The 21,149-nt window shown below is 75.0% G+C and carries 19 protein-coding genes and 1 riboswitch; of the genes, 14 read left to right on the forward strand and 5 right to left on the reverse strand.

What is annotated here, in order from left to right; translation table 11 throughout:
• Positions 1–312: 312 nt before the first annotated feature.
• Together CNO22_RS12930 and CNO22_RS12935 are read right to left on the reverse strand one after the other, a co-directional pair.
• Complete coding sequence (locus CNO22_RS12930; protein WP_100499761.1) at positions 313–1,371, reverse strand: App1 family protein; 1,059 nt, start codon at positions 1,369–1,371, stop codon at positions 313–315.
• A 70-nt stretch (positions 1,372–1,441) separates the two neighbouring features.
• Complete coding sequence (locus CNO22_RS12935) at positions 1,442–2,146, reverse strand: hypothetical protein (RefSeq protein WP_100499762.1); 705 nt, start codon at positions 2,144–2,146, stop codon at positions 1,442–1,444.
• 302 nt (positions 2,147–2,448) lie between these two features.
• Here CNO22_RS12935 and CNO22_RS12940 point away from each other — a divergent pair, with 302 nt between their 5' ends.
• The 4 genes from CNO22_RS12940 to CNO22_RS12955 are packed head-to-tail and all read left to right on the forward strand — an operon-like array spanning position 2,449 to position 11,736.
• Entirely contained in the window at positions 2,449–3,264 is an 816-nt protein-coding gene (locus CNO22_RS12940) for a 3-oxoacyl-ACP reductase family protein (RefSeq protein ID WP_100499763.1), read from the forward strand.
• A 45-nt stretch (positions 3,265–3,309) separates the two neighbouring features.
• A complete protein-coding gene (locus tag CNO22_RS12945) occupies positions 3,310–8,871 on the forward strand; it encodes an ATP-binding protein (RefSeq protein WP_100499764.1) in 5,562 nt (1,853 codons plus the stop codon).
• A gap of 25 nt (positions 8,872–8,896) precedes the next feature.
• The gene (locus CNO22_RS12950; RefSeq protein WP_100499765.1) at positions 8,897–10,864 is read left to right on the forward strand and encodes a 3-oxoacyl-ACP synthase III family protein; all 1,968 of its coding nucleotides are present in this window, start codon (positions 8,897–8,899) and stop codon (positions 10,862–10,864) included.
• A 35-nt stretch (positions 10,865–10,899) separates the two neighbouring features.
• Positions 10,900–11,736, forward strand: coding sequence for an alpha/beta fold hydrolase (locus CNO22_RS12955; RefSeq protein ID WP_232807000.1), 837 nt, complete (start codon positions 10,900–10,902; stop codon positions 11,734–11,736).
• Positions 11,737–11,818: 82 nt separating this feature from the next.
• Here CNO22_RS12955 and CNO22_RS12960 read toward each other — a convergent pair whose 3' ends face one another.
• Entirely contained in the window at positions 11,819–13,564 is a 1,746-nt protein-coding gene (locus tag CNO22_RS12960; protein ID WP_100499766.1) for a PHA/PHB synthase family protein, read from the reverse strand.
• A gap of 143 nt (positions 13,565–13,707) precedes the next feature.
• On the opposite strand from CNO22_RS12960, the gene CNO22_RS12965 reads away from it, so the two are divergent.
• Genes CNO22_RS12965 through CNO22_RS12970 form a run of 3 tightly spaced genes read left to right on the forward strand, consistent with a single transcriptional unit; the run spans position 13,708 to position 15,489 of the window.
• Positions 13,708–14,553, forward strand: a complete 846-nt coding sequence (locus CNO22_RS12965; protein WP_100499767.1) for an MEDS domain-containing protein — start codon at positions 13,708–13,710, stop codon at positions 14,551–14,553.
• Positions 14,550–14,894 carry an MEDS domain-containing protein gene (locus tag CNO22_RS29030; protein ID WP_232806997.1) on the forward strand — a complete coding sequence of 115 codons (345 nt, stop codon included), beginning with the start codon at positions 14,550–14,552 and terminating at the stop codon, positions 14,892–14,894. The genes CNO22_RS12965 and CNO22_RS29030 overlap by 4 nt, the downstream gene beginning before the upstream one ends.
• A complete protein-coding gene (locus tag CNO22_RS12970; protein ID WP_232806998.1) occupies positions 14,830–15,489 on the forward strand; it encodes an ATP-binding protein in 660 nt (219 codons plus the stop codon). The genes CNO22_RS29030 and CNO22_RS12970 overlap by 65 nt, the downstream gene beginning before the upstream one ends.
• Before the next feature lie 32 nt (positions 15,490–15,521).
• Here CNO22_RS12970 and CNO22_RS12975 read toward each other — a convergent pair whose 3' ends face one another.
• Entirely contained in the window at positions 15,522–16,031 is a 510-nt protein-coding gene (locus tag CNO22_RS12975) for an HD domain-containing protein (protein ID WP_100499768.1), read from the reverse strand.
• A gap of 236 nt (positions 16,032–16,267) precedes the next feature.
• Positions 16,268–16,362: riboswitch (SAM riboswitch) on the forward strand.
• Positions 16,363–16,368: 6 nt separating this feature from the next.
• Here CNO22_RS12975 and CNO22_RS30130 point away from each other — a divergent pair.
• From CNO22_RS30130 to CNO22_RS27685, 6 genes are all read left to right on the forward strand, one after another.
• Positions 16,369–16,443 carry a putative leader peptide gene (locus CNO22_RS30130; RefSeq protein WP_408609700.1) on the forward strand — a complete coding sequence of 25 codons (75 nt, stop codon included), beginning with the start codon at positions 16,369–16,371 and terminating at the stop codon, positions 16,441–16,443.
• 167 nt (positions 16,444–16,610) lie between these two features.
• Positions 16,611–17,645, forward strand: a complete 1,035-nt coding sequence (locus tag CNO22_RS12980; protein WP_100499769.1) for a methionine ABC transporter ATP-binding protein — start codon at positions 16,611–16,613, stop codon at positions 17,643–17,645.
• Positions 17,642–18,301: a methionine ABC transporter permease gene (locus tag CNO22_RS12985; protein ID WP_100499770.1), complete on the forward strand. Its 660-nt coding sequence runs from the start codon at positions 17,642–17,644 to the stop codon at positions 18,299–18,301. The genes CNO22_RS12980 and CNO22_RS12985 overlap by 4 nt, the downstream gene beginning before the upstream one ends.
• Positions 18,302–18,373: 72 nt before the next feature.
• Positions 18,374–19,192, forward strand: a complete 819-nt coding sequence (locus tag CNO22_RS12990) for a MetQ/NlpA family ABC transporter substrate-binding protein (protein ID WP_100499771.1) — start codon at positions 18,374–18,376, stop codon at positions 19,190–19,192.
• 55 nt (positions 19,193–19,247) lie between these two features.
• Entirely contained in the window at positions 19,248–19,790 is a 543-nt protein-coding gene (gene mscL, locus CNO22_RS12995) for a large conductance mechanosensitive channel protein MscL (protein ID WP_232806999.1), read from the forward strand.
• 195 nt (positions 19,791–19,985) lie between these two features.
• Positions 19,986–20,180 (forward strand): hypothetical protein, encoded by a 195-nt coding sequence (locus tag CNO22_RS27685; protein ID WP_157936931.1) that lies wholly within the window; start codon positions 19,986–19,988, stop codon positions 20,178–20,180.
• A 175-nt stretch (positions 20,181–20,355) separates the two neighbouring features.
• On the opposite strand, the gene CNO22_RS13000 is transcribed toward CNO22_RS27685, so the two are convergent.
• Positions 20,356–20,559 (reverse strand): cold-shock protein, encoded by a 204-nt coding sequence (locus CNO22_RS13000; protein ID WP_100499772.1) that lies wholly within the window; start codon positions 20,557–20,559, stop codon positions 20,356–20,358.
• 251 nt (positions 20,560–20,810) lie between these two features.
• Here CNO22_RS13000 and CNO22_RS13005 point away from each other — a divergent pair, with 251 nt between their 5' ends.
• Positions 20,811–21,062, forward strand: coding sequence for a hypothetical protein (locus CNO22_RS13005; protein ID WP_100499773.1), 252 nt, complete (start codon positions 20,811–20,813; stop codon positions 21,060–21,062).
• The last annotated feature ends 87 nt before the right edge of the window (positions 21,063–21,149 follow it).

Here is a 21,149-nt window from a genome sequence, read left to right on the forward strand (position 1 = left end):
AGAGGTGGATAAGAGACAGGGGCTCCTCGGGGAAGGGGGAGTCGGATGATCGAGTGACGGACCGGTACGGCCTCGTTGCTGTCCGTCACGTTACGGAACGCCGGTCCCCGGATGCACTGGCAGAAATCAGCTGAAAGCGGCCACGGGTTCTGGCGGCATCTGCCGCTGCCCCCGCCGCCCGGCGCGCCGTCCGCCCGGCAGCCGGAGCGCTCCGGCCTGCACCGCCGGCGAGCCGGTCGAACACCGCGACCCGTGGACGACGGTCGCCGTTCCCCGGCTGTCCGTCGCCGTCCGCCCCCCGACCCCGACGCGTCAGCCGCCGGCCGCGCTGCCCACCGGTGCCGGCCGGGCGGACAGCACACCGGCGCGGTCGAGCAGGTCGGCCAGCGCCCGGCCGTCGCCCGCGCGGACCACGGGGACGGCGCCGAGCCGCTCCTCGGTCTCCGGCGGGGTCGTGCCGATCGGGGCGACGGTGCGCAGCGCGATCGCCGCGACGTGCTCCGGGTGCGACCGGGCGAAGTCGCGGTAGATCTCCGGGTCGTGCTCGCCGTCGTCCCCGACCAGCACCCAGCGGACGCCGGGCAGGTCGACGGCCAGCCGCTCCAGCGACGCCCGCTTGTGCGCCCGGCCGCTGCGGAACCAGGCGCGGGGGCTGATGCCCCAGTCGGTGAGCAGCAGGGCGCCGGCGGGGAAGCCGTGCCGCTCGAGGAACGCGGTGATCGGGCCTGCCAGGTTCCACGGCCCGTTGCTCACGTAGACCACCGGTGCGTGCGGTCGATCCTCGACCAGCCGGGCGAGCAGCGCGGCCATGCCGGCCACCGGACGGCGGGTCGACCCGTTGCCCGCAAAGGTGCGCCAGGCGGCGCGCAGCGGGTGCCGGATGCCGGTGATCCAGACGGTGTCGTCGATGTCGCAGACCACGCCGCGCGCCGCGTCCGGGGCGGCGACGTGCAGCGGCGCCGGCACCGGCGGGCGGCCCTCCGGGTGCAGCAGTGCCGCCGCCCGGCCGGGCGGCAGGTCGGCTGGGACGACGAGGTCGAGCAGGCCGGCCTCGTCGGCGCGGGCGCGCACCCGCACGCCGCCGAGGGTCACGTCGATCTCGCCGTGCGGCTGCTCGAGGGTCAGCAGCCGCCGCCACCCCGGGATGTCGAGGCGGGCGTTCGGGTCGGTGCCCGGCGGGGCCAGCAGCAGCCGCCCGCGCACCCGCGCCCGGCCCTGGGCGGCGTAGCCGGGGTAGCCGAGCGCGGCGGTCGTCCAGCCGCGGGCGCGGGCCCGGGCGGAGAGCACCCGGTCGAGGCGGGTCTTCGCGCGGTTCGCGGCGGCGAGGGCCCGCAGCGACCAGCTCGCGGGGACAGCGGGCTGGCCGGGCACGGACACCTCCGTCGGTTCGTGCGCCGACCGTACCGACCCGACGGCGGCGCCGCAGTCCCGCGCCGACCGCTCAGGCCGGCGTGGGCGTCTCGCCGAACAGTCGGCAGTCCGCCCCCAGCTCGTCCGGGCGCGACTCCACCACCCAGCCCGGGCCGGCGTCCCGCACGACCGTGTGCGGCCCGGTGATCGCGTACATGCAGGAGTCGTCCGGGTCGCTGCCGACCCACAGGTCGACGGTGTAGTCGGCGGCGCTCGTCGGGTCCGAGCAGGCGCCGCAGCGGTCCTCGACCACGAAGTAGGCGCGCACCAGCGGCACGTAGAAGACGGTCCCGCGCGGGAACTCGTCGCCGCCGGCGTACCCCACCGCGAGCGTGATCGGGTCCGCGTACGTCCCGGTGCCGCCGGCGCTGCGGCCGGAGGACGTGCTGCGGGTCCCGGGCGGGGAGTTGTCCTCGAGGCTGTACCCGGTGAGGAACGCCGTCTCGATCGACCCGGCCGGGGCCTCCCCGGTCGCGGCGCCGGGTGCGCAGTCGCCCTCGACGCGGACCTCCCCGGTCAGCCCGCCGGTGTCGACGACGACGACCGTGCCGGGCGCCGCGGTCGCGAGGACCTCCGCCACCTCGTCCTCGTCGGTCACGACGACGGTGTCGCGCTCCTCGTCGCACGCCTCGGCGCGGGCGGCACCCGTCCCGGCCGGGGAGAGCAGGACCGCGGCGCACAGGCCGGTCAGGCCGGCGGCCGCGGGGACGACGGTGCGTCGGGTGGCTGTCCTCATGGCGTTCCTGTCCGTCGGGGGCGGGAGCGCGGGCCACTCTCCCGCTCCCGGCGGAGGGCCACGACTCGAGGCCGGGGATCCGGGCGGGATCGCCCGCGCGTCGGCGACCGCACGTGTCGGACACGCGCAACGGCCTGCGCGACGGCGCGCTGTGTCGTCGCCCCCGGGAGCCGTCCCCTGTCTTGCCGTGCAGCCCGGTCGGCACCATGCTGCCCGTACCGATGCCGGAGCGGACGGCGTGACCAGCCCGTCGGCTCCGGCCCAGGAACGAGGCGCACGCGCCCGAGCCCCAGGAGGAGCCGGTGACAGCGACCCAGGCACGCACGAGCAGGACGGGCGACAAGCTCTCCGGTCGAGTGGCGTTCGTGACCGGCGGCACCCGGGGGATCGGCGCGGCGATCTGCCGCAGCCTGGCCGCCCAGGGCGCCGACGTCGCGGCCGGCTACAGCGGCAACACCGAGCGGGCCGAGATGTTCGCCCAGGACTTCGCCGGGGCCTATCCGGAGAGCCACATGAGCGTGCACCGCGGCGACATCGCCGACTCGGAGGACTGCCGCCGCACCGTCGACGAGGTGATCGAGCGGCACGGCCGGCTCGACATCCTGGTGAACAACGCGGGCATCACGATCGACCGGACCGTGCTGAAGATGACCGACGACGACTGGCGCCGGGTCATCGACGTCAACCTGTCGGGCGCCTTCTACCTGTCCCAGGCGGCGCTGAAGCACATGTTCGAGCGCGGCAGTGGCCGGATCGTGATGATCTCCTCGGTGATCGGGGAGATGGGCGGCATCGGGCAGTCGAACTACTCCTCGGCCAAGGCCGGGCTGCTGGGCCTGACCAGGACGCTGGCCCGGGAGGCCGCGATGCAGGTGCAGCGCTCCGGCAAGGCCGACGGCCTGGGCATCACGGTCAACGCCGTGACGCCGGGTTACACCGCCACCGAGATGCTCGACAGCGTCCCGGAGAAGGTCCTCGACAACCTCAAGGGGAAGATCCCGCTCGGTCGGCTGGGCGAGCCGGAGGAGGTCGCCCGCGTCGTGCACTTCCTCGCCGCCGACGCCTCCGGGTACATCACCGGGCAGGTGTGGGGGGTCAATGGCGGCCTCGACATGTAGCCCGCAGGGGTCCCGTTCCGCCACCGACCAGGGAGAGGTGCCCGGGTGTTCGACCGCATCGCCGTCGTCAACCGTGGGGAGCCCGCGATGCGGCTCATCCGTGCGGTGCGGGAGTTGGACGCCGAGCACGGCAGGCGCACCCGCGTCATCGCCCTGCACACCGAGGCCGAGCGCCGGGCGACCTTCGTGCGTGCCGCCGACGAGGCGGTGCTGCTGGCCGACACCGGTGCCGGGTCGCCCTACCTGGACCACGCGGAGCTGGGCCGCGCCCTGCGCGCCGGCCGCGCCGACGCGGCGTGGGTCGGCTGGGGCTTCGTCGCCGAGGACCCCGCCTTCGCGGAGCTGTGCGCCGACCTCGGCGTGACCTTCATCGGGCCCTCGCCGGAGGCGATGCGGCTGCTGGGCGCCAAGATCGAGGCCAAGGTGCTCGCCGAGAAGGTCGGCGTCCCGGTGGCGCCGTGGAGCCACGGCCCCGTCGAGGGGCCCGACGACGGCCGGCGGCACGCCGAGACCATCGGCTACCCGCTCATCGTCAAGTCGCGCAGCGGCGGCGGGGGCCGCGGGATCCGCGTCGTCCGCTCGCCCGGGGAGCTCGAGGAGGCGCTGACCCGCACGCAGACCGAGGCGCAGCGCACCTTCGGCGACCCGGTCGTGTTCATGGAGCGGCTGGTCGAGGGCGGCCGGCACGTCGAGGTGCAGGTGATCGCCGACCGGCACGGCACCGTCTGGGCCCCCGGCATGCGCGACTGCTCGGTGCAGCGGCGCAACCAGAAGGTCCTCGAGGAGTCCAGCTCGCCGGCGCTCACCCCCGAGCAGGACGCCGCCCTGCGCGAGTCCGCCGTCGCGCTGGTCCGGGCGGCCGGCTACGTCGGCGCGGGCACCGTCGAGTTCCTCTACCAGCCCGAGGAGCAGCTCACCACCTTCCTCGAGGTCAACACCCGGCTGCAGGTCGAGCACCCCGTCACCGAGGCGACCACCGGCCTGGACCTGGTGAAGCTGCAGCTGCACGTGGCCGCCGGCGGCCGGCTCGAGGGCGACCCGCCGGCGGCGACGGGGCACGCCGTCGAGGCCCGGCTCACCGCCGAGGACGCCGAGCAGGGCTTCGCGCCCGCCCCCGGCCGGGTCGAGCTGCTGCGGTTGCCCACCGGCCCCGGCATCCGCGTGGACACCGGGCTGAGCGTCGGCGACGCCGTCCCGCCGCAGTACGACTCGATGATCGCCAAGGTCATCGCCTGGGGCCGGGACCGGCCCGAGGCCCTCGCCCGGCTGCGCTGCGCGCTGCGCGAGACCACCGTCGTGCTGGCCGGCGGCACCACGACCAAGTCCTTCCTGCTCGACCTGCTCGACCGGCCGGAGGTCGTCGAGGGCACCGCCGACACCGGGTGGCTGGACCGCGCCGGCACCGCCGGCGCCCGGCCGGCCGGCAACGCGTGGGTGGCGCTCGTGCAGGTGGCGCTCGGCCTGGCCGAGGCGGAGGTCGAGCAGGAGCGGCTGGCGTTCCTGGCGTCGGCCCGCGGCGGCCGGCCGCGGGCACCCCACGAGGTCGGCCGCACCATCGAGCTCGGCATGCGCGGGCAGGTGTACCGGCTGACGGTCGCCACCGTGGACCGCGACCGCTACCGGGTCGGGCTCGACGACCGGGTGGTCGACGTCGAGGTCGACCGGCTCGGCCCCCTGGAGAGCCGGCTCACCGCCGGCGGACGGCGGTACTCCGTGGTCGCCGCCGAGGCACCCGGGTCCTCCCTGGTCGAGGTGGACGGCGAGACGCACCGCGTGAGCCGGGACGTCGGCGGCGTGGTCCGTGCCCCCGCGCCGGCCGTGGTCGTCGCCGTCCGGGTGGCGCCGGGCGACGAGGTGGAGGCCGGCCAGCCGGTCGCCGTCCTGGAGAGCATGAAGATGGAGACGGCGGTGCGCGCGCCGTTCGCCGGCCGCGTCCGCGAGGTGCGCGCCGCGGTCAACAGCCAGGTCGACGCCGGCGCGCCGCTGCTGACCCTCGAGCGGACCGGCGGTGACGTCGAGGAGGCCACCGGCGAGCGCGTGGCCCTCCCGGAGGAGGCGCAGACGCCGGACGGCGACCCGCGGGCGCGGGCACTGGCCCGGCTGGCGGCGCTGCGGGCGCTGGTCACCGGCTACGACGTCAGCGGGGGGCACGCGAAGCGGCTGGTCGCCGAGTACGCCGCCGCCCGCGACGAGCTGCCCGTCGACGACGCGGAACTGCTGTCGGCCGAGCTCGACGTCCTGGTCACCTTCGCCGACTTCTCCGAGCTCTCCCGCAACCGGCCGGCCAGCGAGGAGGAGCAGGCCGACACCCAGGTCCACAGCCCGCGGGAGTACTTCCACGCCTACCTGCACTCCCTGGACGTGGAGCGGGAGGGGCTGCCGGAGGCCTTCCGCGCGCGGCTGCGGCGGGCGCTGGCCCACTACGGCGTCGAGGACCTCGAGCCGAGCGCGGCGCTGACCGAGGCGGTGCACCGGGTCTTCCTCGCCCAGCAGCGCGTCGGCGAGCAGCTGCCGGCCGTCTCCGCCCTGCTGGACCGCTGGCTGACCGCCGACCGGCTGCCCGACGGGCCGGCCCGCGCGGAGGTGGGGGAGGTCCTCGACCGGCTGGTCGTTGCGACGCAGCTGCGCCACCCCGCGCTGGGGGACCTGGCCCGCGCCGTCCGCTACCGGCACTTCGAGGAGCCGGTGGTCCGGGCGGCCCGGCAGGAGGTGCTCGACCGGGCCGCGCGGCTGCTCGACGAGCTCGACGAGGCCGGCGCGCGCGGCGACACCGCGGAGAGCATCCGGCGGATGGAGGCGCTGGTCGCCAGCCCCGAGCCGCTGGTGCGGCTGCTGGCGCAGCGGTTCGGCCGCTCCACCGCCGTCCCGGACCCGGTGCTGGAGGTCCTCACCCGGCGCTACTACCGCAGCCGCGACCTCGAGGACGTGCGCTCGGCCCTGCTCGACGGGGACACCTGCGTCCAGGCCGAGTTCGACCTGCACGGCGCGCGGCTGCACCTGCTGGCGCTGATGACCGACGCGGCGCGGCTGCCGGAGGCGCTGGCGGCGGTGGCGGGCGCGCTGGCCGACGTCGCCGACCCGACGCAGGTGGTCGTCGACCTCTACGTGAACTGGCCCGACCGCCCCGCGGACGCCGACGAGGTCTCCGAGCGGTTGCGCGGGCAGCTCGAGGGCGTGCCGGAGCTGCGGACCGGCCGCCGGGTCACCGTCACGGTCTGCACCCCGGACGGCGAGGTCGAGACGATCACCTTCCGGCCGACCCCGGACCGGGCACAGAGCCCGACAGGGGAGGGCGGCCAGGCCCCGGGGCGCCCGACAGGGGAGGGCGGCCAGGCCCTGGGGCTCGCCGAGGAGCGCACCATCCGCGGCCTGCACCCGCTCACCGCGCAGCGGCTGGACATCTGGCGGTTCAAGGAGTTCGACGGCGAGCGCGTGCCGTCGCCCGAGGACACCTACCTGCTGCACGTCACGGCGAAGGAGAACCCGAACGACGAGCGGTTCATCGCCATGGCCGAGGTCCGCGACCTGACCCCGGTGCGCGACGAGCACGGCGCGGTCGTCGGGTTCCCGACGATCGAGCGGCAGCTCACGTCCTGCCTGGACGGCCTGCGGCGGGCGCAGTCGCTGCGGCGGTCCCGGCGGCCGCTGGAGCACAACCGCATCCACCTGTACGCCTGGCCCTCGATCGAGGTGCCGCTGGCCGAGGTGGCCCAGTTCGCGCGCACCGCCGCCCCGCTGACCCTCGGCGCCGGCCTGGACCAGATCGTGCTGCTGGCCCGGCTGCAGGAGGAGAGCGGCCCGCCGCGCGAGGTGGCGCTGCGCTTCTCCACCCGCCCCGGCACCGGGGTGCGGATGCAGGTCACCGACCGCCCGACCCAGCCGCTGCGGCCGCTGGACGACTACACCGCCAAGGTGCTCAGCTCCCGGGCCCGCGGTGCGCCCTACCCGTACGAGCTGGCCCCGATCCTGGCCGGCCCGGACGGCTCCTTCGTCGAGCACGACCTGGACGCCGACGGCCGGCTCACCCCGGTCGAGCGCCCGCCCGGGCAGAACCGGGCCGGCATCGTCGTCGGCCTGGTCACCACGCTGACGCCGCGCTACCCGGAGGGCATGACCCGGGTGGCCCTGTTCGGCGACCCGACCAGGGCGCTGGGCACCGTCGCCGAGCCGGAGTGCGCGCGGGTCGTCGCCGCCCTGGACCTGGCCGAGGAGCGCGGCATCCCGGTCGAGTGGTTCGCGCTGTCGTCGGGCGCGCGCATCTCGATGGACAGCGGCACCGAGAACATGGACTGGGTGTCGCGGGCGCTGCGCCGAATCATCGAGTTCACCCAGGCCGGCCACGAGATCAACGTCGTCGTCACCGGGATCAACGTCGGCGCCCAGCCGTACTGGAACGCCGAGGCCACGATGCTCATGCACACCAAGGGCATCCTGGTCATGACCCCGGACAGCGCCATGGTGCTGACCGGCAAGCACTCCCTGGACTACTCCGGCGGGGTCTCGGCCGAGGACAACTTCGGCATCGGCGGCTACGACCGGGTGATGGGGCCCAACGGCCAGGCGCAGTACTGGGCGCCGGACCTCAACGGCGCGCTGGACGTGCTGTTCCGGCACTACGACCACGCCTACCGCGCGCCGGGGGAGCGCTGGCCGCGGCCGGCGCAGACCTCCGACCCGCGGGACCGCGACGTGCGCTCCTTCCCGCACGCGCACCCGGACAGCGAGTTCACCACCGTCGGCGACGTCTTCTCGGCGGAGGCGAACCCCGAGCGCAAGAAGGCCTTCGACATCCGCACCGTCATGCGGGCGGTCACCGACCAGGACCACCCGGTCCTCGAGCGGTGGGCCGGGATGGCCGACGCCGACACCGCCGTCGTCCTCGACGCCCACCTCGGTGGGCATCCGGTGACCGTGCTGGGCGTGGAGTCGCGGCCGATCCCGCGGCGCGGCAGCCACCCGGCCGACGGGCCCGACCAGTGGACGGCGGGGACGCTGTTCCCGCGCTCGTCGAAGAAGACCGCGCGGGCCATCAACGCGGCCAGTGGCAACCGGCCGCTCGTGGTGCTGGCCAACCTGTCGGGCTTCGACGGCTCACCGGAGTCCCTGCGCAACCTGCAGCTGGAGTACGGCGCCGAGATCGGCCGGGCCATCACCAACTTCGACGGCCCGATCGTCTTCTGCGTCGTCTCCCGCTACCACGGCGGCGCCTTCGTCGTGTTCTCCGGCGTCCTCAACGACAACATGGAGGTCCTCGCCGTCGAGGGCTCCTACGCCTCGGTGATCGGGGGCGCACCCGCCGCGGCGGTGGTGTTCTCCCGCGAGGTCGACAAGCGCACCGCCGCCGACCCCCGCGTCACCGAGCTGGAGGCCGCCATCGCCGCGGCCGACGCCGTCGAGCAGGCCCACCTCCGGTCGCAGCTGGCGACGCTGCGCAGCGCCGTCCGCTCGGAGAAGCTCGGCGAGGTGGCCGCCGAGTTCGAGGCGGTCCACGACATCGAGCGGGCCCGCCGGACCGGCTCGGTGCACGCCATCATCCCCGCCGCCGAACTGCGGCCCCGCCTCATCGCCGCCGTCGAGCGCGGGATGGAGCGCGCCACCACGACCTGACCGCCCCCGTCATGAGAGGACTCCCGTGAACGCGTTCGTCCTGAACCGGCACGGCCGCATGGTGTTCCCCTCGAACGTCATGCCCGAGCTCGACTTCTCCACCCTGGAGACGCTGGAGCAGCTCGACAGCGTCATCCGCCGGGACTTCGAGACCAAGGCCCCCAGCGGCACCGAGATCCTCGAGCGGGTCCGGACCGGCGCCTACGCCACCCGCTACGACCTGATGCGCGACCTGGCCCTGAACCTCTTCTGGGCCAACCGCTTCTCGATCACCATGTACGACAAGCGGCCCACCCGCTGGGCCGACGTCCCCCGGTTGCGGTCGGACGTGTTCCTGCCGGTGCTGGAGCCCTGGGAGGACGGCGAGGCCAAGATCTCCGCGGTCGAGCAGGCCTACCCGCAGCTGCCGTCGCGGTGGGACGGGGGCTGCGAGGACCGCATCTTCGACATCCTGTTCGACGTCTACGGCCACCGGAAGCACCACGCCTCGACGCTCCCGGCGCTCAAGCCCACCGTCGCGGAGTTCCTCGAGCAGCCGGGGAACCTGACCTTCCGGCTGCCGGACTACGACCCGGACTACCCGGTCTACGACTACACCGACATCCTCGACGTCTCCGAGGACGTGCCGGAGCTCGAGGCGCTGCACCGCTGGGCGATGGTGCTGCACAACCAGTACCCCTGGGACCGGTCGAAGATGGAGCTGGCCCGGGCCGAGGACCTCGACGACGACGACTACGTGGTCGCCTTCCACCCCCGCGACAAGGAGGTGCGGGCCTTCCTGCGCCGGCTGCGGACAGGTGCCGAGCCCCGGCACGTCGCCGGGCCCCGGGAGTCGCGGCCGCCGGTGCGGCCCTACCCCGAGCTCGACGTGCGGCAGCGCTTCGCGGTGCAGCCGCGGATCGAGGCGCTGGCCGCGGTGCACGGCGACCAGGTGTGCAGCAACGACGACCTCATCCGCAACACCGCCTACAACTGGTCGCCGATGAGCGCCGACGAGATCGCCTCGAAGACCGGCATCGAGCAGCGCGAGTACAGCTCGCTGCCGCTGGAGGAGCTCGCCCTGCAGGCCGCCGAGGCGGCGCTGGACAAGGCCGGGCGACAGCCGGAGGAGATCGGCGCCGTGCTGGTCTGCACCTGCACCAGCTCCCGGCTCATCCCGTCGCTGGCCACCTACCTCTGCGGCCAGCTCGGGATGCACCAGGTGTACGCCGCCTACGACGTCATCGCCGCCTGCGCCGGCATGCCCTACGGCGTCGCCGACGCCGTGCGGATGCTGCAGGAGGTCGAGCGGCCGATCCTCGTCGTCTGCGTCGAGAAGTTCTCCGACAAGATCGGCAACGTCCGCACCTCGCGGATGATCTTCGGGGACGGCGCGGCGGCGCTGGTGGTCGGCCCGGCACCCGAGGGCACCGAGGGCGACATCGACTACATGAAGACCTACGCCAGCGGCCCGGCCAGCGAGGTGAACTCGATCCTCTGGCCCAACCCCGAGTTCGACAACAACATCACCGTGTTCGGCCCGCAGGTGAAGGCGCTGGCCGGCCGCTACCTCTCCCAGATGATCGACGAGCTGGGGCAGCTGCCGGCGCCGGACGGCGGGGAGGGGTCGCTGATGGACGCGATCGACCTGATCGTGCCGCACCAGGCGAACAAGACGATGGTGATCGGGCTGGCCGAGCGGGCCGGGCTGGCCGCCGACCAGCTCTACTTCAACATCGAGAAGGTCGGCAACACCTCCTCGGCGAGCATCCCCCTGGCCATCCACGACGCCGTGCGCGACGGGGTGGTCACCGAGCCGGTGCGGGTCTTCGCGCCGGGCTTCGGTGCGGGTGCCGTGGCCGGGTACGCGGTGATGCGGGTCGACCCCGCGGTGGTCGCCGTCCAGGGGACGTCCGCGCCGCACGAGCACGGTGCCGAGATGCCCGCCCCGGCGCCGGCCGACGAGGCGCAGCCCGGGTCGGCCTCGGAGGGGATGCGGGAGGCCTTTACCTGAGCACCCGCACGGTCCGCGCCGCGGACGGCACGCGGCTGCGCGCCTGGACCAACGACGGGGACGGCGTCCCGGTCCTGCTGTGCAACGGCCTGGGCGCGCCGCCGGCGGCCTGGTCGCGGCTGGTCCACCGGGACAGCGGCTTGCGGGTGGTCACCTGGGCGCACCGCGGCCTGGCCGGCTCCGAGCGGCCGGCCGACCCGGGCCGGGTGCGGGTCGAGGACCACGCCGACGACGCCCGCGCCGTCCTCGACGCCTTCGACCTGCCGTCGGCGACGGTCGTCGGCTGGTCGCTCGGGGTCAACGTGGCGTTCGAGCTGGCGCTGGAGCAGAGCTCCCGCGTCCGGTCGCTGCTCGCCGTCGCCGGCGTGCCGGGTGGGAGCTTCTCCGCGATGTTCGCCCCCTACGGCGTGCCGCGGCGGCTGCGGGCCCCGGCCGGCCGGCTGAGCAGCCGGCTGCTGCCGGTCGTGGGCCCGCTGCTCCCGGTGGTCGTGGCCAGCCTGCCGCCCTGGCACGAGCTGCTGACGCCGGCGGGCGTCACCGGGCCGGCGCGCGAGGCCACCCACCCGTCCGCGCTCTACCACGTGCTGCACGAGTTCTCGCGGCACGACTGGCGCTGGTACCGGCACCTGGCCCTGGCCGTCGCCGAGCACGCGCCGCTGGACGTCGCGTCGGTGCGCTGCCCGGTCACGTTCGTGGCCGGCCGCTACGACACCCTCGTCGACCCGGCCGACGTCCGGACGGCGGCCGAGACGGTGCCGGGCGCGCGCCTGCGCACGCTGGCGGGCACCCACTTCGTGCCGCTGCAGTACCCCGAGGTGATGCGCGAAGAGCTGCAGGCGCTCGTCGCCCGCGAGGGGCGGAGCGTCCCCTAGCGGTCCCGGACGTCGTCGCCGGGGGCCGGACCGGCGCCCTGGCCGGGTGCGGCCGGTGACCCGGGGCCCCGCCACCTCCCGGCTAGGCCGGCACCCGGTCGCGGACGTAGGAACCGGGGGCCGGTTCCAGCGGCGGGTGGGCGGCGCTGCCCAGCGTCCCGGGCGCCGGACGCTCCTTCCCTGAGTGCTCGATCGCCCACTCCGACCAGGGCTCCCACCAGCTGCCGGTGTGCTCCTCGGCCGCCGCCCGCCAGGCGTGCGGGTCCGGCCCGGGCTCGCCGCCGGTCCAGTACTTCGCCCTCGGGTTGCCCGGCGGGTTCACCAGGCTCTGGATGTGGCCGCTGGAGCTGAGCACGAAGGTGCTCGGCCCCGACAGCAGCTGGGTGGTCCGGTAGCAGCCGTACCAGGGGGTGATGTGGTCGGTGAGCGCACCGGTGACGAAGGTCGGGACGGTGATCCGGCTCAGGTGGACCGGCGTCCCCAGCACCCGCAGCGCCCCCGGCTTCACCAGCGCGTTGTTGCCGAAGACGTCGAGGAACTGCTCGTGCAGCCGGGCGGGCAGGTTCGTGCCGTCGGCGTTCCAGGCGAGGACGTCGAACGCCGGCGGGTCCTCGCCCATGAGCCACTGCTGGACCAGGTAGTTGAAGATCAGGTCGTCCGGGCGCATCCAGGTGAACATCGAGCCCATCTGCCGGGCGGTGATGACGCCGCGTCGGCTGGAGTTGCGCCGGGCCACCTCGAGCATCCGCGGGCCGGAGAAGGCGCCGAGCGGTGCCCGGCTCGAGAAGTCGAGCAGGGTCACCGCGTAGCCGGCGGCGTGCACGCGGTCGTCACCGTTGGCGGCGAGGTGGTTCAGCGCGGTCGTCATGACCTGCCCGCCGGCGCACAGGCCCAGGGTGGTCGCGTCGGGGGAGCCGGTGACCTCCCGGGCGACGTCGACGGCGGTGACGACACCCTGGGCGTACTCGTCCAGGCCCCACTCGGACTGCTCCCGGGTCGGGTTGCGCCAGCTGATCATGAAGACCTGCAGGCCGCGGCTGACCGCGTACTCCACCAGGCTGCGGCCGGGCCGCAGGTCGAGGAAGTAGAAGCGCCCGATCGGCGGCGGCACGATCACCAGCGGGCGCGACCGGACCGTCGGGGTGGTCGGCGTGTACTGGATGACCTCGATGACCTCGTCGCGGTGGACGACGGCGCCCGGCGTGATGCCCAGGTCCTCGCCGACGACGAAGGCGCTGCGGTCGACCTGCCGGGGCAGCCCGCCGTTGCGCACCACGTCGTGGACGACGTTCCGGAGCCCGCGGACGACGCTGACCCCGGCGGTGTCGAACGCCCGCTTGAGCGCGGCCGGGTTGCCCAGCAGGGTGTTGGTGGGCGCTATCGCACTGGTGACCGCGTTGAGCACGAAGCGGACCTGCTCGACCTCGCGCCAGTCGGCGCCGCCGGCCTCGAAGTCGCCGACCAGGCGGTCCAGTGACGCGGCCGTCGCGAGGTAGGACTGGGCGAGCCGGCGGTACCCGGGGTGCAGCGACCAGGCCGGGTCGGCGAACCGCTTGTCCTTCGGCGAGGGTGCGATCTCGTCGGTGCCGCGGAGGATGCGCAGGGTGTCCCGGCCGAGCCGCACGGCCTCCCGCGCCACCGGTCGGGGCTGGGTGAAGGTCGCGACCAGGCCCCGGGCCATGCCGCGCGGCGAGGGGAGGCCGACGGGCTCGCCGCCCTCCACCGGAGCCGGCGGGCCCGGGTCGTCCTGCGCCACCGGGCGCTCGTCCGCAGGTCGTGGGCGGGTGGCCGAGCGCTGGCGCGGCGGTGTCGTCGACTGGGTCGTCACGGATCCCCCTCTGTGATGCGGGTCACACGTAGTCGACCGTAGCGCGCCTCCCGGGGTGCCAGGTAGCTCCGCAGCCGTGCGCCCGGCGGCCGAGGACGGCCCGCCCCTCCCGTACGCGGGGGCGCGGCGGTAACGTCGCCGGCGTGACGGCCCCGCGGAGGCTGGACGCACCGACCGGTCTGCGGCCCGGCGACCACGTCTGCTGGACGTACGCCGACGCCGCCGACCTCTCGGCCGCCGTCCTGGCCTTCCTCGACGAGGGACGACGGCTCCGCGAGCAGCTGCTGCTCATCGGGTCCTCGGGACCCGAGCTGCTGCGGACCCTGGCCGCCCTGCCGGGACGGGACGACATGCTCGCCGGCGGGCAGCTGCGGGTGCAGAGCACCGCCGAGGCGTACGCCGCCGGCGGTGAGCTCTCGCCGACCGGGCAGGTGGACGCGTACCGGCGGCTGGTGGCGGAGGCCCTGGAGCGGGGCCACACCGGCCTCAGGGTCGCGGCCGACATCACCGCACTGGTCCGCCGCGGGCCCGACGCCCGGCGCCAGCTGCACCACTACGAGCAGCTGGCCGACGCCATGATGGCCACCGTCCCCATGACCGCGCTCTGCCTCTACGACGCCTCGCTCACGGCGGGCGTCCTCGGCCCGGTCACCCTCCTGCACCCCGTCCAGCACGCCGACGAGCGGGAGGCGCTGGCCCACCTGTCCGGACGCGGCCCGTCGCTGTCGCTGCACGGCGAGGTCGACGTCACCCAGGCCGACGACCTGTTCCACGCCCTCGTCGACGTCGCCTGCGCCGGTCCCGGCGAGGTGGTGCTCGACCTCTCGGGCCTCCGGTTCCTGGACGTGGCGGGCGCCCGCGCCCTGGCCCGGGCCACTCAGGTGCTCCGAGCCGCCGACGTGCACCTGCGGATGGGGCGGGTCCCGCGCGTGGCCGCCCGCTGCCTGGGCCTGTTCGGGCTGGGCGGCGGGGCGACGGTGCCCGCGTGACGGTGGTCCGCCCGACCGGCGACTGGGACGGCACGGGCTTCGCCCACGAGGCCTTCGCGTTCAGCGCCGACCAGGAGCTGCTCGACCGGCTGGCCCCGTTCGTCCTGGAGGGCCTGTCCCGTGGGGAGCCGGTGCTGGTGGTCGCCGGCGCGCGGGTCCGGACGCTGCTCACCGAGGAGCTGGGCGCGGACGTGGCCCGGCTGACCAGGTTCGCCGCCGCGGAGACGTGGTGGCGGGGCGGACACCCCACGCTGCACGCCTACGACCGGGAGCTGCGTGCGCTACACGCCGTGGCGCCGAGCTGGCGGCTGGCCGCCGAGCCGACGTGGCTCGGCCCGTGACGACGGGCGGGAGTGGAGCCGTTTCGAGGCCGTCGCCAACCGCTGCTACGCGTCCCTGCCCTACTACAGCCTCTGCCTGCACGACCGGCAGCGGCTCCCGGTGGCGGTCCTCGACGCGGTGGCGCGGACCCACCCGCTCACCTGGGGGAACTGCGCACCGGTCCCCGAGCCGGCCTACGAGGACCCGGAGCGGTTCCTCCGGTCGGTCCACCCGGCCTGGGGCCGGCGACCGTCGTGGGCCTCCGTCGCGGCGCTGACCACACCGCGGGAGGCGCGCCGCGCCGTGGCGGCGGCGGCCCTGGACTGGTGGCCGGCGCGCGTGGGCGAGGTCGTCCAGGCCGCCCACGAACTCGTGGTCAACGCCCTGCGCGTGGCGGCGTTCGCCGAGGTGTCGTCGTGGACCGACGGGGACACCCTCGTCGTCGAGGTGGCCGACGCCGGGCCGGGCCTGCCCGACGAGACCCTCGGCTACGTCCCGCCCTCCGACGGCCCCGACGGCGCCCGGGGCATGTGGTTGGCGTGGAGCCTGGCCGACGACGCGGCCGTCGACTCCTCCCCGGCGGGGACCGCCGTCCGGCTGTTCTTCCACCGCTGAGGAAGGAGTCTGGACGGGCCTGACGGCGCGCGTCAGACGAGGACGCGGCGGCCGGACGCCATGTCGGCGGCCTCGGCGGCCAGCAGGATCCGGCGGGCGGGGCGGTAGCGGCCCTCCCGGAGGCTGCGCGCCTTCTCGGGGTCGACCTGCGCCAGTTCGGCGTTGGAGGCGAGGTTGTGCGCGTTGTCGGCCAGCTTGACCAGGCGGCCCAGCGGGTGCGCCGCGGCCCGGCGGATCAGGCCGGCGATGTAGGGCTCGCCGGGGCGGCGGGTGACCGCGTCGATCGCCTCGACGACGACCTCGGGGACGCCGAGGGTCCGCAGCCGGTTGAGGTCGTAGCGGCGGGTGGGGTCGGGGTGGTCGTGGGTGTCCTCGACGATGTCGTGCAGCGCGCCGGCCATCTCCGCGAGGGGGCCGTGGGGGCGCAGGGCCTCGGCGATCGGCCGCAGGTGCGCGAGGTAGTAGTCGCGGCCCTGCTTGTCGACCTGACCCTGGTGCGCGTGCAGCGCGAGCAGGTGTGCGTCGGGAACGGTGAACCCCACGGTCCGAGGCTAGGTGCTGGGCGCGGCGCGGGTGCAGCAGCCGACCGCGAGCCAGGGCGGCCGTGGCCTCCATGGGCCCCGACGTCACCGGCTCCGTCGTCCTGGTCACCGGCGGGGGCAGCGGCGCCCCAACCGGCCGGCCGCACGTGGGGACGGCGGCGCGCAGGCCGGCTGTGGGCGAAGTCGCAGGTCCGGCGGGGCGGTCGGGCCGATCCGCTCAGTAGAGTCGATGGGCAACGCCATCCGGAGCGGCCGAGAGACCTGGCTCGACGACGCCGCAGCAACCCCCCGCCACGGCGGACGAGGGTGCTACTGCCAGGAACGATGGAGGACGACCATGACAGGCGCAGCGCCCACGTGGGCCCGCCGGCACGTCGACCTGTGCCGCACCGCCGCGGCCCTGTGTCGCTGAGCTCCCGGCACCCGTCGCGGTAGCTGCCCGGTCGCCCGGGGCAGACAGCTGCCGTCCGACCCGTCACCCCCCGGTGCCGTCCGGCGCCCGTGGGGGTGCTCCCGCGCGGGCCGGCCCGCCGCCGCTCGACCCCCGTCCCTGCCTGCTCACCCCGAGGACTGCCGCCCGTGATCGATCTGCACGATGTCCGCAAGGTCTTCCCCGCCCGGGGACGCTCCGGCGAGGTCGTCGCCGTCGACGGGGTCAGCCTGCGGGTGGCGGCCGGCGAGTTCGCCGGCGTCGTCGGCCCCAGCGGGTCGGGCAAGAGCACGCTGGTGCGACTGGTGAACCTGCTCGAGCGGCCGACGTCGGGGTCGGTGACCGTCGACGGCCGGGTGCTCACCGAGCTGCCGGACGACGAGGTCCGCCAGGCGCGCCGCTCCATCGGCATGGTGTTCCAGCACTTCGAGCTCCTTGACTCGCGGACCGCCGCCGGCAACGTCGAGCACCCGCTGGAACTGGCCGGCGTCGGCCGGGCCGAGCGCCGCCGACGCGCGACCGAGCTGCTGGACCTGGTCGGGCTGGGGGAGCGCGCGGACGCCCACCCGGGGCAGCTCTCCGGTGGGCAGAAGCAGCGGGTGGCGATCGCCCGCGCCCTGGCCGGCCGCCCGAAGGTCCTGCTCTGCGACGAGGCGACCTCCGCCCTGGACCAGGCCAGCACCACCGGCGTCCTGGAGCTGCTGCGTCGGGTGCGGGCCGAGCTCGGCCTGACCGTGCTGCTCATCACCCACGAGATGGCCGTCGTCAAGGCCGTGTGCGACAGCGCCGTCCTGCTCGAGCGCGGCCGGGTCGTGGACAGCGGCCGGTTGAGCGAGGTCCTGACCCGCGAGCACTCACCGCTGGCCGACGCGCTGCTGCCCGCGCCGCTCACCGACGCGGACGCCGGCCACGGCGGGGTCCTGCTCCGGGTGACCGTCACCGACCGCACGCCCGAGACCGTCGTCCTGCAGACCCTGATCGGGCAGCTGGGCCTCGCGGTGGAGGTCGCCGGCGGCTCGGTGGAGACGGTCGCCGGAGGGCGCTACGGCCGGCTGCTGCTGCGGGCCACCGGCGACCTCAGCCGGCTCGACGGCGCGCTGCGCGGGCTGCGCGACGACGGCGTCCTCATCGAACCGATACCCCGGGACAGCGGTGCGGTGGCGACGGCGGGGGCGGACCGATGAGCGACTGGGCGCGCGTCTGGCCGCAGCTGCTCGAGGCGACCTGGGAGACGCTGTACATGGTCGGGGTCTCCGCCCTGCTCACCGTGCTGCTCGGCATCCCGCTCGGCATCCTGCTGACCGTCACCGCGCCGGGTGCGCTCGCCCCGCGGCCGCTGCTGTACCGGCTCCTGGGACTGGTGGTCAACCTCGGCCGCTCGCTGCCGTTCATCATCCTGCTGGTCCTGGTCGCGCCGGTCACGCGCGGCGTGGTCGGGACGACGATCGGCTCGACGGCGGCCATCGTGCCGCTGACGATCGGCGCCGTCCCCTTCCTCGCCCGGCTGGTGGAGACGAGCCTGCGGGAGGTCGCCTCCGGGAAGGTCGAGGCGGCGCTGTCCATGGGCGCGCGCCGCCGGGACGTCGTCCGCACCGTGCTGCTGCCGGAGGCGCGGCCCTCGCTCATCGCCGGCACCACCGTCACCGTCGTCGCCCTCATCAGCTACTCGGCGATGGCCGGCGCCGTCGGCGGTGGCGGGCTCGGCGACTTCGCGATCCGCTTCGGCTACCAGCAGTTCCGGACCGACATCACCCTGCTGACCGTCGTCCTGCTGCTGCTCATCGTCCAGGTCCTGCAGTGGGCCGGCGACCACTGGGCGCGCCGGCTGGCCCACGCCTGACCGCCCGCACCGACCCTGCGGTGGCCGGCCGGCCACCGTCCCCCGCACCACCGTCGAAGGAGAACTCCCACCATGCGCTCCCGTCTCACCTCGCTCCTGGCCGCGTCCGCGGCGACCGCCCTGCTGGCCGCCTGCGGCGGCGGTGAGGCCGAGCTGTCCGCGGCCGACGAGCCGCTGCGGGTGGGCGCGTCCCCGGTGCCGCACGCCGAGATCCTGCGCTACATCGACGAGAACCTCGCCGAGGGCGCCGGTCTGGACCTCGAGATCGTCGAGTTCACCGACTACGTGCAGCCCAACGTCGCCCTCGACGACGGCTCGCTGGACGCCAACTACTTCCAGACGATCCCGTACCTGGAGGAGCAGGAGGCCAGCGCCGGCTACGACTTCACCCCGCTGGCGCCGGTGCACATCGAGCCCCTCGGCATCTACTCGGAGTCGCTGACCGACCTCGCCGCCCTCCCGGACGGCGCCACGGTGGCGATCCCGAACGACCCGACCAACGCCGCCCGGGCGCTGCGGCTGCTCGAGGCCAACGGGCTGATCACCCTGGCCGACACCGGTGACGGGGCGCCGACGTCGCTGGACGTCCAGGACAACCCGAAGGACCTGCAGATCTCCGAGGTCGAGGCCGCGCAGGTGCCGCGGTCCCTGGCGGACGTCGACATCGCGGTCATCAACGGCAACTACGCCATCGAGGCCGACCTCGTCCCGGCCGAGGACGCCCTGGCGCTGGAGGAGGCCGAGGGCAACCCCAACGCCAACCTGCTGGTCGTGCGGACCGGTGACGAGGACGACGAGCGGATCCAGCAGCTCGAGGGGCTGCTGCACTCCGACGAGGTCCGCCAGTTCGTCGACGAGACCTACGAGGGCGGGGTCATCCCCGCCTTCTGACGGTGCCCGCGGGGGCCGGCCGGCCGACCGGGCCGGCCCCCGCGGTCCCCTCCGGGTGCGGTGTCGGCCGTGGTCGGCACGGGGACGGTCGAGCAGCGAGTACCGCGGCACGCGGTGGGAACTGGGGGTATGGGCCGCCCCGGCCCGTCAGCCCGGGGCTCCGGCTCCCGCGTCGGCAGGAGGACACGCGCGCACGCTGCTCACCAACTTCCGCAACGTCGCCTTCTCCGGCAGCCTCGTCGACCTGGCCGTGGGCCTGGCCATCGGGGCGGCGTTCGCGACGGCGGTCGAGTCACTCGTCGGCGACGTCATCCTGCCGCTCGTCGCAGCGATCTTCGGGCAGCCGGACTTCGACGCCCTCGTGCTGACGGTCAACGGCGCGGAGATCCGCTACGGGTCGTTCCTGACCGCGCTCGTCTCGTTCCTGCTGCTGGCCCTCACGATCATGCTCATCGTCCAGGCCATCCGGCGGGCCACCGGCCGGGAGACCGCCGGGGCGCAGGGCAGCCGGGAGTGCGACCACTGCAGGAGCTTCATCCTGGTGGACGCGTCGGTGTGCATGTTCTGCACGCGGGACGTCGACCCGGTCGTCTCCTGAGCGACCACTGGCCGGACGGCGCCCGAGCGGCACCGGTCCGGAGGCCGCGGAGCAGTCGGCGGCTCCCACGGCAGCCGGATCGCCGACCGCTGCGCCGCCGTCCCCGTCCCGGGGGAACGAGGGGCACCATCGGGGGACCGCCGACGAGCACCGTCGGCGCTCGCAGCCGCGCAAGCCGGTACGGGAGGCGCGACGATGGCCCGGAGTGACTTCCACGTGGCGCTGACCAACGCCCTGGACCTCGCCATGCCGCCGGAGGTGCCGCAGGAGTACGACATCGAGGCCGTGGTCGACCAGTGCATCGCCCTGCTGGAGCGGGCGGGCTGGCGGTTCACGCGCACGCGTCCCGCCGGGACACCTCCCGGGCCGCGCCCGCCGCAGCCGGCGTGACCGCAGCGCCACGACCGGGGGACGACGGTGTCGGTCCACCGGCGCGGGGCGGCGCTGCGCGCTCCCGGCATCGTCCGCAGACGCGCGGAGGCCCCGCGGTCGCCGACCGCGGGGCCTCCTCGTGGACGACCGGGGGGAGGGGGCGCGACAGGTGTCGCCGTGCCCCTCCCGGCGCTCAGATGGCGCGGACGTTCTCCGCCTGCGGGCCCTTCTGACCCTGCGTGACGTCGAACTCGACGCGCTGCGCCTCGTCCAGCGACCGGTAGCCGGAGCCGGTGATCGCCGAGTAGTGGCAGAAGACGTCGGCGCCGCCGCCGTCCTGCTCGATGAAGCCGAAGCCCTTCTCCGCGTTGAACCACTTCACAGTGCCCTGGGCCATGTCGTTCTCTCCTGCGTGCTGTCGTGTCCGGACCGACCGGTGCCGGTCCCGGGTCGCCGCACCGACCGGAAGGACCGAGAGGAACGTCAGGCAGAGACGACTGCGGACGTCCGGGAGAACGAAGCAGAGGCACGACGGCGACCGGGCACGACTGTACGGGCCGCCGCACGTCTGCGGGCGCGTGTCGGGGGACGAGAGGCGGATCTCAGCGGGGGGTGCGGCCGTGGAGGCCCGCGCAGGAGGCTGACCGGATGGACATCACGACGGTCAACGACCGCCACCTCTACCAGGGCCGGGTCGTCGTGCAGGACCCGGCCGACCCGTCCCGCCACATCGAGCTGCCGAGGAGGGTCCTCCGCTTCGGGCCCGCCGGCTGGCTGACGGTGATCGCCGCCCTCACCGAGGACGCCGAGATCGAGCTCTACCCGATCGGCCGGGTGCTGGCGGTCACCGACCTCCGTGAGGTCGGCGTGCCCGGCCATGCGTCCGGGGCGGACGACTGACCGTCGCCGGCTCGCGCTGTCCGGCGTCCGCCTGGAGACCAGGAGGCTCGCCGCGGCCCGGAGGCCCGGCCGGGTCCCGGCTCCGGC

It is taken from the genome of Geodermatophilus chilensis (assembly GCF_002802985.1).
GTDB lineage: Bacteria > Actinomycetota > Actinomycetes > Mycobacteriales > Geodermatophilaceae > Geodermatophilus > Geodermatophilus chilensis.